Here is a 13,491-nt window from a genome sequence, read left to right on the forward strand (position 1 = left end):
AATGGGGTCAATGTGGCGCAGGCGGAAGTATTGAATCAGGAATCGCTGGCTAAACAGGTTTTACAAGAGACCTTTGGCTACCAGCAGTTCCGCCCTGGCCAACAGGATATTATCGACACCGTGCTTAGCGGTCGCGACTGCCTGGTGGTGATGCCGACCGGCGGCGGCAAATCGCTCTGCTATCAGATCCCGGCGCTGGTGCTGGAAGGGCTGACGGTGGTGGTCTCGCCGCTTATCTCGCTGATGAAAGACCAGGTCGACCAGCTGCTCGCCAACGGCGTCGCGGCGGCCTGTCTCAACTCAACGCAGAGCCGCGAGCAGCAGCTTGAGGTGGTAAACGGCTGTCGCAGCGGGCAGATCCGTCTGCTCTATATCGCGCCTGAACGCCTGATGCTCGACAACTTCCTTGACCAGCTGCGCCAGTGGAACACGGTGCTTATCGCCGTCGACGAAGCGCACTGTATCTCCCAGTGGGGACACGATTTCCGCCCGGAGTACGCCGCGCTCGGCCAGCTGCGCCAGATGCTCCCCTCCGTGCCTTTTATGGCGCTTACCGCGACCGCCGATGACACCACGCGGCGCGATATTGAACGCCTGCTCGGCCTTAACGATCCGCTGATTCAGGTCAGCAGTTTCGACCGCCCGAACATCCGCTACATGCTGATGGAGAAGTTCAAGCCACTCGACCAGCTGCTGCGCTATGTGCAGGAGCAGCGGGGCAAATGCGGCATCATCTACTGCAACAGCCGGGCGAAAGTCGAAGATACCGCCGCGCGCTTACAGGGCCGGGGTTTCAGCGCCGCGCCTTATCACGCCGGGCTGGAGAACGAGGTTCGCGCGCGTGTGCAGGAGCAGTTCCAGCGCGATGACCTGCAAATCGTCGTCGCCACCGTCGCCTTCGGTATGGGGATTAACAAACCCAACGTGCGCTTTGTGGTGCACTTCGACATTCCGCGCAATATCGAATCCTACTATCAGGAGACCGGTCGCGCCGGGCGCGATGGCCTGCCCGCAGAAGCGATGCTGTTTTACGATCCGGCGGATATGGCGTGGCTGCGCCGCTGCCTCGAAGAGAAGCCCGCCGGGCCATTGCAGGATATTGAACGTCATAAGCTCAATGCGATGGGTGCCTTTGCCGAAGCGCAAACCTGTCGTCGCCTGGTGCTGCTCAACTACTTTGGCGAAGGGCGTCACGCGGCGTGCGGTAACTGCGATATCTGCCTCGATCCGCCGCGTCAATATGATGGTTTGCAGGATGCGCAGAAAGCGCTCTCTGCCATCTATCGCGTTAACCAGCGTTTCGGCATGGGCTATGTGGTTGAAGTGCTGCGCGGCGCGAATAACCAGCGTATCCGCGAGATGGGCCATGACAAGCTGCCGGTCTACGGCATTGGGCGCGAGCAGAGCCACGAACACTGGGTAAGCGTGATTCGCCAGCTGATCCACTTAGGCTTCGCGATGCAAAATATTGCCCAGCACTCGGCGCTACAGCTGACAGAAGCGGCGCGTCCGGTTCTGCGCGGCGAGGTGCCACTGATGCTGGCGGTGCCGCGCATGGTGACGCTGAAGCCGAAAGTGATGCAGAAGGCGGCGGTCGGCAATTACGATCGCAAGCTGTTTGCCAAACTGCGTAAGCTGCGTAAAGCGATTGCCGACGAAGAGAATATTCCGCCGTACGTGGTATTTAACGATGCCACGCTGATTGAGATGGCGGAGCAGATGCCGCTTTCGCCCGGTGAAATGCTCAGCGTCAACGGCGTCGGCACGCGCAAACTGGAGCGTTTCGGTCAGGAGTTTATGGCGCTGATCCGCGCCCATGTCGATGGCGATGAAGAGTAGTCAGCCTGCGGGAAAAGTGTCAGGATAGACCTTCACTGAATCTTTTATCGCGAGTTCGTTATGTTAATGCTCTTTCTCACCGTGGCGCTGGTGCATTTCGTTGCGCTGATGAGCCCCGGTCCTGATTTCTTCTTCGTCTCTCAAACTGCCGTCAGCCGCTCGCGCAAAGAAGCGATGCTGGGCGTGCTCGGCATCACCGCTGGCGTGATGGTGTGGGCAGCGGTCGCACTGCTTGGCCTTAACCTGATCCTCGCGAAAATGGCGTGGCTGCATACCATCATTATGGTCGGCGGCGGGCTCTATCTCTGCTGGATGGGTTACCAGATGCTGCGCGGCGCGCTGAAGAAAGAGGTGGTGAGCAGCGATGAGCCGCAGGTTGAGCTGGCCGCGGGCGGCCGCAGCTTTGTCAAAGGCTTGCTGACCAACCTCGCAAATCCGAAAGCCATTATTTACTTCGGGTCTGTCTTCTCGCTGTTTGTCGGCGACAGCGTCGGCGCTAACGCGCGCTGGGGGATCTTTATGCTGATTGCGTTAGAGACATTCGCCTGGTTTGCGCTGGTCGCCAGCGTCTTCGCGCTGCCGCAAATCCGTCGCGGCTATCAGCGAATGGCGAAGTGGATCGATGGCGTCGCCGGCGCGCTCTTTGCCGGGTTTGGCATCCATCTGATCATCTCCCGCTAATGCCGGTTTGCCGGATGGCGCTTGCGCTTATCCGGCCTACAAAGGTCACTACCTGGTTTTGCATATGCCGGATGGCGCTTACGCTTATCCGGCCGACAAAGGTCACTACCTGGTTTTGCATATGCCGGATGGCGCTTGCGCTTATCCGGCCGACAAAGGTCACTACCTGGTTTTGCGTAGGCCGGATAAGGCGCAGCCGCCATCCGGCAAACAGACCGCACTCAGGCGTGTCTTGCCGACGCCAGCAGCGCCCCTACCAGCATAAACAGTGATCCAAATACTTTATTCAACGCCTTCATCTGATGCGGGCCCTTAATCCACCCCGCAATGCGCCGCGCCAGCGTGGCATAACCAATCATCACAATGATATCGACGACGATGGTTGTTGCGCCAAGCACGACATACTGCATCACCTGCGGCTGATTAGGCGCGATAAATTGCGGGAAGAGGGCGGCGAGAAACACGATGCTCTTCGGGTTGGTAAGATTGACAAACACCGCGCGTTTAAACAGCCGCCCGCGTGATTGCGTCTGCGCCAGGGTATGGAGATCGAGCGCGCCTGCGGCACGCCACTGCTGAATACCGAGCCACACCAGATAGGCCGCACCCGCCCACTTCAGCACCTCAAACGCCAGCACCGAGCGGGAAAAAAGCGTACCCAGACCAATACCAACCAACACAATATGGATCCCCAGCCCGGTCTGCAAACCGGCAATTGAGGCCGCCGCACCGCGATAGCCGTGGCTAATGGAGGTGGTCATGGTATTGATCGCCCCGGAGCCGGGGGAGAGACTTAAAATTAACGATGTCAGCAGGTAGGCGAACCACCACTCGAAAGTCATGAGGAATTCCCTGGTTGTCGGTTTTTATGCCACAATACGCCATTGTCTGTGGAATTTGCTATTGGTCACAAAAAAACGATTTTACATGGCTAAAAGGGGCAAAATCCCGATGTTTCGGCAAAAAAAGGCGTGGGAAAGCAGAGAAAAAGCGTTCGCCGCATTCACCATGGGTCCGTTAATGGACTTCTGGCGATCGCGTGAGGAAGACGTGTTTACCGGCGTGGACGAGGTGCCGGTCAGTTTTGTTCGTTTTCGCGCGCAGAGTAACGATCGGGTGATCGTGATCTGCCCTGGTCGTATCGAAAGCTACGTAAAGTATGCCGAACTGGCCTATGACCTGTTCCACCTTGGTTATGACGTGCTGATTATTGATCACCGCGGTCAGGGGCGTTCCGGGCGCATGCTGCCCGACGCGCATCGCGGTCATGTGGTCAAATTCAGCGACTATGTCGAAGATTTAGCCGCCTTCTGGGAGCAGGAAGTAGCCAGCGGGCCGTGGCGCAAACGCTATATTCTGGCGCACTCAATGGGCGGGGCGATCTCGACGCTCTTTTTACAACGCTATCCCCACGCCTGCGACGCTATCGCGCTCTGCGCGCCGATGTTCGGCATTATCATTCACTTGCCGGATTGGGTGGTGCGTCCGCTGCTGGAGTGGGCAGAGAGCTACCCGAGCATCCGCGATGGCTACGCCATCGGTACCGGCAGCTGGCGTCCGCTGCCCTTCGCCATTAACGTGCTGACCCACAGCCGCGAGCGCTACCGCCGTAACGTCCGCTTCTACGCTGATGAGCCGACCCTGCGCGTCGGCGGCCCAACCTGGCACTGGGTGCGCGAAGGCATTCTTGCGGGTGAGCAGGCGCTGGCAGGAGTGGAAAAAGACGCCACGCCAACACTTCTTATTCAGGCAGAAGAGGAGCATGTGGTCGATAACCGCATGCATCAGCGCTTCTGCGAACGCCGCGCCGCCGCCGGTCACCCCTGCGAAGGGGGAAAACCGCTGGTCATCGACGGCGCGTACCATGAGATCCTTTTTGAAAAGGACGCCATGCGCTCAGTCGCGCTCAACGCCATCGTCGATTTTTTCGATCGATATAACTGATGATTTATTGAGGTTAAATTTTCTTATGTACCAGGTTGTTGCCTCTGATTTAGACGGTACGCTGCTCTCTCCTGACCACACACTGTCGCCTTTCGCCAAAGAGACGTTAAAACTGCTGACCGCGCGCGGCGTGAACTTTGTCTTCGCCACCGGCCGCCACCACGTCGACGTTGGGCAGATCCGCGATAATTTAGATATCAAAGCCTACATGATCACCTCCAACGGCGCGCGCGTGCACGACACCGATGGAAACCTGGTCTTCACCCATAACCTGGATCGCGATATCGCCGCCGATCTCTTCGGCATGATGCATAACGAGCCGGAGATCATCACCAATGTCTACCGCGACGATGAGTGGTTTATGAACCGCCACCGTCCGGATGAGATGCGCTTCTTCAAAGAGGCGGTGTTTAAATATGCCATCTACGAACCGGGTTTACTGGAGCCAGAGGGCATCAGCAAAGTCTTCTTCTCCTGTGACAACCATGAAAAGCTGCTGCCGCTGGAACAGGCAATCAACGCCCGCTGGGGCGACCGCGTCAACGTCAGCTTCTCCACCTTAACCTGCCTGGAAGTGATGGCGGGTGGCGTTTCGAAAGGCCATGCGCTGGAGGCGGTTTCGCACGCGCTGGGTTACAGCCTGAAAAACTGCATCGCCTTTGGCGACGGCATGAACGATGCCGAAATGCTGTCGATGGCGGGGAAAGGCTGCATTATGGCAAATGCCCACCAGCGCCTGAAACAACTCCATCCGGAGCTGGAGGTGATTGGCACCAACGCCGACAACGCTGTGCCAAAATACCTGCGCAAGCTCTACCTTGGCGAAGATTGACGACTGTTCGCAAAATAAACAGTTGTCAACTAAATAGTCAAACTTTGACCATCTGAGTTCGCTACAATGCGTGTCCTTTCACTTGAGAGACATTCATTGTGGCGTTACTGATCATCACCACCATTCTGTGGGCCTTCTCGTTTAGCCTGATTGGCGAATACCTGGCCGGACATGTCGACAGCTACTTTTCGGTGCTGATGCGCGTCGGGCTGGCGGCGCTGGTCTTTTTGCCCTTCCTGCGCGCGCGCGGCCATAACCTGCAAACCATCGGCTTGTATATGCTGGTGGGTGCGTTGCAGCTCGGCATCATGTATCTGTTCGGCTTCCAGGCCTATCTCTACTTAACGGTCTCGGAATTCCTGCTCTTCACGGTTTTCACCCCGCTCTATATCACGCTGATTTATGACCTGCTGAGCAAGCGCGGGCTGCGCTGGGGCTACCTGCTGAGCGCCGGGCTGGCGGTGATTGGTGCGGCGATCATCCGCTACGACAAAGTGAGCGACCACTTCTGGACAGGGCTGATCCTTGTCCAGCTGGCGAACATCAGCTTTGCGATTGGCATGGTGGGCTATAAGCGCCTGATGGAGACGCGCCCGATGCCGCAGCACAACGCCTTTGCCTGGTTCTATCTGGGCGCGTTTGTGGTGGCAGCGATAGCGTGGCTGGTGATGGGCAACCCGCAGAAATTACCCACCACCACGTTACAGTGGGGCGTGCTGGTGTGGCTGGGCGTGGTGGCCTCGGGGCTCGGTTACTTTATGTGGAACTACGGCGCGACGCAGGTGGATGCGGGCACGCTCGGCATCATGAACAATGTGCATGTTCCTGCCGGGCTGCTGGTCAACCTGGCAATCTGGCAGCAGCAGCCGCACTGGCCCAGTTTTATTATGGGTGGTGCGGTGATAATGGCTTCGCTATGGGTACATCGCCGTTGGGTCGCTCCGCGCTCCGGACAAACGGCAGATGATCGCAAGCGTGGTTCCGCGCTGAGCGAATAAACGCTTCCGTTACCGGCTGACGCTGCTCGCCGTCGCGCACCGCGGCGTACAGCCGGCTCCACAATCCCTCGCCGAGGGTTTTGGTCACAACCAGACCCTGGCGCTCAAAACTCTCCACCACCCAGTGCGGCAGCGCCGCAATCCCCATGCGCGCGGAGACCATCTGAATCAGCAGCAGCGTGTTATCGACGCTTTTCAGCGACGGGCTGACTCCTGCCGGTTGTAAAAAGTGGCGCCAGATATCGAGCCGGCTGCGCTGCACCGGGTAGATCAGCAGCGTTTCGCTGGCGATATCTTCCGGCGTGATGTGCGCCACCGCCGCCAGCGGATGATCCGGTGCCAGTACCAGACGCACTTCAAAATCAAACATTGGCGAATAGTGCAGGCCGCTGCGCGGCAGAATGTCGGAGGTAAGCACCAGATCCAGCTCGCCCTGTTGCAGCGCGGGCTGCGGATCGAAGGTGACGCCGGATTTGAAATCCATCTCTACCTGCGGCCAGCTCTGGCGGAAATTCTCAAGCGCGGGAGTCAACCACTGAATACAGCTATGGCACTCAATGGCGATGCGTAAGGTGGTTTGCTGCGGCTCATTGCAGGCTTGCAGCGCACGGCCGATCTGCGGCAGCACCTGATTAGCCAGCTGCAACAAAATCTCCCCCTGCGGCGTAAATCGCAGCGGCTGGCTTTTGCGCACAAAGAGACGAAAACCGAGGCGCTGTTCCAGATCGCTGAACTGATGGGAAAGGGCGGATTGCGTCTGGTGCAGCGTTGCCGCAGCGGCAGCCAGCGATCCGCTATTTCGTAACGCTTGCAGCGTTTTCAGGTGCTTAATCTCGATCATGAAACTCCTTCACTCCGGCATGAATATTTTGCGCTTGAGGAATACACAGTACCTTCACATTATGGATGTGTAAACATCTGGACGTCCAAATCCTGCGTCTTTCGAATTAATGGTGTGTTGGCTGCGCTCATTCACCCCGGTCACTTACTTCAGTAAGCTCCCGGGGATTCATGAACTTGCCGCCTTCCCTTAATCCGAAATCCTTTGGATTAACTAATTGAAGAGGCTAATAAAATGACTGTAATCAACCACACCCTCGGTTTTCCTCGTGTTGGTCTGCGTCGCGAGCTGAAGAAAGCGCAAGAGAGCTACTGGGCCGGCAACGCCAGCCGTGAAGAGTTACTGGCGGTGGGCCGCGAGCTGCGCGCACGTCACTGGGATCAGCAGAAAACCGCGGGTGTCGATCTGCTGCCGGTCGGCGACTTCGCCTGGTACGACCATGTTCTGACCACCAGCCTGCTGCTTGGCAACGTGCCGGCTCGTCATCAGAACAAAGACGGCTCTGTCGATATCGATACCCTGTTCCGCATTGGTCGTGGTCGTGCGCCGACCGGCGAACCGGCGGCGGCGGCGGAAATGACCAAATGGTTCAACACCAACTATCACTACATGGTGCCGGAATTTACCCAGGGTCAGCAGTTCAAACTCACCTGGACTCAGTTGCTTGATGAAGTGGATGAAGCGCTGGCGCTTGGCCATAACGTGAAGCCGGTGCTGCTTGGCCCGGTCACCTACCTGTGGCTGGGTAAAGTCAAAGGCGAGCAGTTCGACCGCCTGAGCCTGCTGGACGATATTCTGCCGGTCTACCAGCAGGTGCTGGCGGAGTTGGCGAAACGCGGTGTCGAGTGGGTGCAGATTGACGAGCCTGCGCTGGTGCTGGAGCTGCCGCAAGCCTGGCTGGACGCCTTCAAACCGGCTTACGACGCGCTGAGCGGCCAGCTCAAACTGCTGCTAACCACCTATTTTGAAGGCGTTACGCCGAACCTTGATACCATTACCGCGCTGCCAGTACAGGGGCTGCATGTCGATCTGGTTCACGGTAAAGATAACGTCGCTGAGCTGCATCAGCGCCTGCCAGCGGACTGGCTGCTCTCTGCCGGGCTGATTAATGGCCGTAACGTCTGGCGCGCCGATTTGACTGAGAAGTATGCACAAATCAAAGAGCTGGTGGGCAAGCGCCCGCTGTGGGTGGCCTCCTCCTGCTCGCTGCTGCACAGCCCAATCGATCTGAGTGTTGAAACCCGCCTCGATGAGGAGGTGAAAAGCTGGTTCGCCTTCGCCCTGCAAAAATGCCAGGAGCTGGCGCTGCTGCGCGATGCGCTCAACAGCGGCAACACCGACAAGCTGGCGGAGTGGAGCGCTCCGATTCAGGCGCGTCGTCACTCAACCCGCGTGCATAACACTGCTGTTGCGAAACGTCTGGCGGCCATCACCGCGCAGGACAGCCAGCGTCAAAGCCCCTACGCCGAACGCGCACAGGCGCAGCGCGCACGCTTTAATCTGCCGGCCTGGCCGACCACCACTATCGGCTCCTTCCCGCAAACCACGGAGATCCGCGGCCTGCGTCTGGACTTTAAAAAGGGCAACCTTGACGCCAGCAACTACCGTACCGGTATCGCGGAGCATATCAAACAGGCCATTGCCGAGCAGGAGCGCCTTGGGCTGGATGTGCTGGTGCATGGCGAAGCCGAGCGTAACGACATGGTGGAGTACTTTGGTGAAAACCTCGACGGCTTCGTCTTTACGCAAAATGGTTGGGTGCAGAGCTACGGCTCCCGCTGCGTGAAACCGCCGGTAGTGATTGGTGATGTCAGCCGTCCGCAGCCGATCACCGTTGAGTGGGCGAAATATGCCCAGTCGCTGACCGATAAACCGGTCAAAGGGATGCTTACCGGCCCGGTGACTATTCTCTGCTGGTCCTTCCCGCGTGAAGATGTCAGCCGTGAAACCATCGCTAAACAGATTGCGCTGGCGCTGCGCGATGAAGTGGCGGATCTGGAAGCCGCCGGGATTGGCATCATTCAGATTGACGAACCTGCGCTGCGCGAAGGGTTACCGCTGCGCCGCAGCGACTGGGACGCCTATCTGCAGTGGGGTGTTGAAGCCTTCCGCCTTAACGCTGCGGTGGCGAAAGATGAGACGCAGATCCACACCCACATGTGTTACTGCGAGTTCAACGACATCATGGACTCTATCGCCGCGCTGGATGCCGACGTTATCACCATCGAAACCTCCCGCTCTGACATGGAGCTGCTGGAGTCCTTCGAGGAGTTCGAATACCCGAACGAAATCGGGCCGGGCGTGTATGACATTCACTCGCCAAACGTTCCGAGCGTCGAGTGGATCGAAGAGTTGTTGCAGAAAGCTGCACAGCGTATCCCGGCAGAGCGTCTGTGGGTTAACCCGGACTGCGGCCTGAAAACCCGCGGCTGGCCGGAAACGCGCAGCGCGCTGGCGAACATGGTGAAAGCCGCGCAGAACCTGCGTCAGCTGTAATCAGCCTTACCGCGCCGCCGGGCAAAACCGGCGGCGTGTCATTGCCTTAGCGCATCTCATCCCGCCGTCGTAACATGATTGTCAAACTCCCTTGTTTTAATCGTCACAACGAAAACAGCGGGAGAGATCCATGAATAACAAACGTGCGCTGGCAGCAGTTCTGCTGGCTCTCATCAGTGCCTCGTCATGGGCAAAATCAACCTTAACGCTCTATACCAGCCAGCCGAATGACGATGCGCAGATGACCGTCAGCGCCTTCGAAAAAGCACACCCGGATATTGAAGTGAAGTGGATCCGCGACGGCACCAGCAAGCTGATCGCCCGTTTGCAGGCAGAGTTAGCCGCCGGGAGTGCCGCGCCGGATGTGCTGTTGATTGCCGATAGCGTGACCATGGAATCCCTCAAAAAAGAGAATCTGCTGGCGGCCTATAAGTCGCCCGAAGCCGCGCGCTTCGACCCGCAGCTGTTTGATAAAGATGGCTATTACTACGGCACCAAAGTGATCACCACCGGTATTGCCTACCACACCAAAGCACCGCTCAAACCGACTTCATGGCTGGATCTGCTCAAACCTGAAGTGAAAAACATGACCACGCTGCCAAGCCCTCTCTACTCCGGCGCGGCGCAGATCCACCAGGCGACGCTGATGAATGATCCGGCGCTTGGCTGGCAATACTATGAAAAACTGAAACAGAACGGTGCGATGCCGCAAAGCGGTAATGGTGCGGTAATGAGCGCTATCGCTTCCGGCAGCAAAGCCTATGGCGTGCTGGTGGATTACCTGGCAATCCGCGAAAAAGCCAAAGGCGCGCCGGTTGAGTTCGTGTTTCCGAAAGAGGGCGTCAGCGTTGTCACTGAACCGGTGGCGATGATGAAGGGGACAACGAACCCGCAAGCGGCAAAAGCGTTTATCGATTTTGTACTCTCGGACGCGGGGCAGAAACTGGTGCTGCAACAGGGCTATCTGCCTGCGGATGCGAAGCTGCCGGTGCCGAAAGGGTTCCCGCCGCGTGACAGCATTAAACTGATGCCGTTTGATGCGGCGAAAGCACTGGCCGAGACTGAGGCGAACAAAAAACGCTTCGCCGATCTCTTTGGTAACCGTTAAACGATGAGTAGCGCAATCGTGCCGAACAGCAGCGGCGGCGCAACCAAGGGGCTGATCTGGCTGCTGCTGTGCCTGGTAGCGCTGTTGAGCCTGTTGCCCAGCCTGCGGCTGCTGCTCTCTGCGCTGGTTGACTGGCGGCAGGGAAGTGACAGCAGCCTGTGGCGCGTGCTCTGCAACCAGGCGACCTGGCTGGCGCTCTGGCACAGCCTCTACACAAGCGCGCTCGGCACGCTGCTGTCGCTGCTGCTCGGCAGCCTGTTCGCCTTCTGTCTGGCGTTGACCAACATCCGCCTCAAACAGATGTGGGTCTTTTTGTTTATGTTACCGATGATGATCCCGCCGCAGGTCACCGCCCTGAGCTGGCTGCAACTCTTCGGCCCTGGCAGCATTCTGCTTAACAGCCTCGGTATCGCGCCGGGGTTTGGTAGCAGCAACCCGCTCTACTCGCCGGAAGGGATTGCGCTGCTGCTCGGTATTCAGCATGCGCCGCTGGTTTTTCTCGCGCTGCGTACGCAGCTGCGCGCATTGCCGCAAGAGCATATTGAAGCGGCGAGGCTCAACGGCGCGTCGCTATGGCGTGTGTTTATCGATATTGTGCTGCCGCTGTGCCGCACCGCGCTGTGGGCGGGAGCCGCCATCGCCTTTGTCTCGGCGCTGGGTAACTTTGGTATTCCCGCGATGCTCGGCATTCCCATCTCCTATTTCGTGTTGCCGATCCATATCTATCAGACGCTCGCCAGCTTTGGCCCGTCGATGCTTAATGACGTGGCGGCGCTCTCGCTGCTGATGGGGGGGCTGGCGATTGGCATTGTCATGCTCCAGAGCCGAATGCAGCGGCGCTATGCCTTACCGCTGATTGGCACCACCGGGCGGGCAATCGCGTTCAGGCTTGGAAGAGGGCGGCTAACCGTCGAAGTGCTGCTCGGCGCGGTGCTGTGTGCCATCCTGCTCGCCCCCCTGCTGGCGCTGATCGCGACATCGCTGGTGCCGACGCTCGGCGTGCCGCTGAATAGCGAGACCTTCACCCTTTCGGCCTGGCATAGCCTCTTCACCGGGCAGAGCGCCACGGCGCGCGCGTTCGGTAACAGTTTTCTGCTATCGATCTCGGCCGCAGTGGTGCTGATGCTGGTTAGCCTGCCGCTGGCCTGGCTGCTGGTGCGCTACCCGAACCGTTTGCTGCGCGGCTTGCACAACATGATTGATATTCCCTATACGCTGCCCGGCGTGGTGCTGGCGATCGCCTGCATTCTGCTCTTTGCCCGCCCGCTGCCGCTGCTTGATATCACGCTGGGCGGCACGCTGACGATTATCTTTTTGGCCTATCTGGCGCGCTTCCTGACGGTCTGCCTGAAGCCGGTGCATAGCAGCATGCTGCAACTCGACCCGGCGATGGAGGAGGCGGCAAGTCTTGCGGGCGCGGCTTTCGGCCAGCGTCTGCGCCATATCGTTTTACCGCTGCTGGCTCCGGCGGCGTTCGCCGGGGCGCTGCTGGTGTTTCTTACGGCGGTTAATGAGTTAACCGTTTCGGCACTGTTATGGAGCGCGGGAAAAGAGACCATCGGCGTAGTGATTTTCAACCTCGATGAGAGCGGCGATAAGGTGCTGGCCTCGGCGCTCTCTGTGCTGGTGGTAGCGCTGGTTGCAGTTGTGATGCTGCTGCTCGGCGCGCTCGGGCGCTATTTACCGAAAGGAGTGATCCCATGGCAGAACTGAAGCTTGAACAGCTCAGCAAAGTGTTTGGCGAGCAGGCGGTGGTGCGGGATCTGACCTTAACGCTGCCGCAGGGCGCGTTTACCGCGCTATTAGGGCCAAGCGGCTGCGGCAAAACCACCACGCTGCGCATTCTTGCCGGGCTGGAGACGCTCAGCAACGGGCGCTTGCTGCTGGGTGAACGGCTGCTGGCGGATAAAAGCCACCATACGCCACCGGAGCAGCGCGATATGGGGATGGTATTTCAATCCTATGCCCTGTGGCCGCATATGACCGTCGCCGAAAATATCGGCTACCCGCTGAAGCTGCGCAAAGTGAACGGTGTGGCGCGGCAAAAACAGGTGATGGCGGCGCTGGAGGTGGTTGAACTCGGGGCGTATGCCACGCGTGCGCCGCACGAACTTAGTGGCGGGCAGCGTCAGCGCGTTGCGCTGGCACGCTGTCTGGTTTCTGAGCCGCAAGTGGTGCTGCTGGATGAGCCATTAGCCAATCTCGACAGGCATCTGCGCGCCACCATGGAGCAGACTTTCCGGGAGTTTCATCGCCGTACCGGTGCCACCTTTGTCTATGTCACTCACGATCAGGCGGAAGCGATGGCGCTGGCGAGCCATATTGCGGTGCTGCATCAAGGGGAGCTGATGCAGTGGGGTGCGCCGCAGGAGCTCTATCAGCAGCCAACAAATGGCTGGGTCGCGCGCTTTATTGGCAAGGGCAGCGTGTTGACGCTGGCGACGCCCGCCGGGCAACAACAGCTGGACAGTGCCTCGCTGCACCACGGCTTGTCTCACGGCGGCCACGGCGTACAACAGCCGGTACTGGTGCGCCCGGAGCATGTGCAGATTGCCGGGGAAGGGTTACGCGCGCAGGTGGAAAGCTGTATTTATCAGGGCGAGCGCTATTTGCTGGCGCTTCGTTTAGCGGACGGGCAAGGGCTGACGGCGTTTCATCATGCCGCGCTGCAACCGCAGCAACCAGTGTGCGTGCGTTTATTGCAGGGCTGGAGGCTGGAGGCGGCATAGCGTGCCGCCTCCGTGCCGGAACA

Annotated in this window: 11 protein-coding genes; 9 read left to right on the forward strand and 2 right to left on the reverse strand. The window is 58.8% G+C overall.

From position 1 onward, the window contains the following. Positions 1 to 12 precede the first annotated feature (12 nt). Complete coding sequence (recQ, locus tag PU683_RS21120; RefSeq protein ID WP_277174556.1) at positions 13 to 1,839, forward strand: ATP-dependent DNA helicase RecQ; 1,827 nt, start codon at positions 13 to 15, stop codon at positions 1,837 to 1,839. 60 nt (positions 1,840 to 1,899) lie between these two features. Further along, positions 1,900 to 2,520 carry a threonine export protein RhtC gene (gene rhtC, locus PU683_RS21125; protein ID WP_277174557.1) on the forward strand — a complete coding sequence of 207 codons (621 nt, stop codon included), beginning with the start codon at positions 1,900 to 1,902 and terminating at the stop codon, positions 2,518 to 2,520. A gap of 221 nt (positions 2,521 to 2,741) precedes the next feature. Here rhtC and rhtB read toward each other — a convergent pair whose 3' ends face one another. Continuing rightward, entirely contained in the window at positions 2,742 to 3,362 is a 621-nt protein-coding gene (gene rhtB / locus PU683_RS21130) for a homoserine/homoserine lactone efflux protein (RefSeq protein WP_277174558.1), read from the reverse strand. 109 nt (positions 3,363 to 3,471) lie between these two features. On the opposite strand from rhtB, the gene pldB reads away from it, so the two are divergent. The 3 genes from pldB to PU683_RS21145 all read left to right on the forward strand — a co-directional run bounded on the left by pldB (position 3,472) and on the right by PU683_RS21145 (position 6,294). Continuing rightward, the gene (pldB, locus tag PU683_RS21135) at positions 3,472 to 4,464 is read left to right on the forward strand and encodes a lysophospholipase L2 (protein ID WP_277174559.1); all 993 of its coding nucleotides are present in this window, start codon (positions 3,472 to 3,474) and stop codon (positions 4,462 to 4,464) included. Between the two features lie 25 nt (positions 4,465 to 4,489). Beyond that, a complete protein-coding gene (gene yigL, locus PU683_RS21140) occupies positions 4,490 to 5,296 on the forward strand; it encodes a sugar/pyridoxal phosphate phosphatase YigL (RefSeq protein ID WP_277174560.1) in 807 nt (268 codons plus the stop codon). 98 nt (positions 5,297 to 5,394) lie between these two features. Further along, positions 5,395 to 6,294 (forward strand): carboxylate/amino acid/amine transporter, encoded by a 900-nt coding sequence (locus PU683_RS21145; protein WP_277174561.1) that lies wholly within the window; start codon positions 5,395 to 5,397, stop codon positions 6,292 to 6,294. On the opposite strand, the gene metR is transcribed toward PU683_RS21145, so the two are convergent. Continuing rightward, positions 6,182 to 7,135 carry an HTH-type transcriptional regulator MetR gene (metR, locus tag PU683_RS21150; RefSeq protein WP_277174562.1) on the reverse strand — a complete coding sequence of 318 codons (954 nt, stop codon included), beginning with the start codon at positions 7,133 to 7,135 and terminating at the stop codon, positions 6,182 to 6,184. The genes PU683_RS21145 and metR overlap by 113 nt on opposite strands. Positions 7,136 to 7,369: 234 nt before the next feature. Between metR and metE the strand changes: the two genes are divergently transcribed. The 4 genes from metE to PU683_RS21170 all read left to right on the forward strand — a co-directional run bounded on the left by metE (position 7,370) and on the right by PU683_RS21170 (position 13,468). Further along, positions 7,370 to 9,631, forward strand: a complete 2,262-nt coding sequence (metE, locus tag PU683_RS21155) for a 5-methyltetrahydropteroyltriglutamate--homocysteine S-methyltransferase (protein WP_277174563.1) — start codon at positions 7,370 to 7,372, stop codon at positions 9,629 to 9,631. Between the two features lie 130 nt (positions 9,632 to 9,761). Beyond that, on the forward strand, positions 9,762 to 10,739 hold the full coding sequence (locus PU683_RS21160) for an ABC transporter substrate-binding protein (protein ID WP_277174564.1): 978 nt from the start codon (positions 9,762 to 9,764) through the stop codon (positions 10,737 to 10,739). 3 nt (positions 10,740 to 10,742) lie between these two features. Beyond that, on the forward strand, positions 10,743 to 12,452 hold the full coding sequence (locus PU683_RS21165) for an ABC transporter permease (protein ID WP_277174565.1): 1,710 nt from the start codon (positions 10,743 to 10,745) through the stop codon (positions 12,450 to 12,452). After that, entirely contained in the window at positions 12,440 to 13,468 is a 1,029-nt protein-coding gene (locus PU683_RS21170) for an ABC transporter ATP-binding protein (RefSeq protein WP_277174566.1), read from the forward strand. The genes PU683_RS21165 and PU683_RS21170 overlap by 13 nt, the downstream gene beginning before the upstream one ends. Positions 13,469 to 13,491: the final 23 nt, after the last annotated feature.

This window comes from Candidatus Kosakonia sp. 282A-S69 (assembly GCF_029433855.1).
Classification (GTDB): Bacteria; Pseudomonadota; Gammaproteobacteria; order Enterobacterales; family Enterobacteriaceae; genus Kosakonia; species Kosakonia cowanii_A.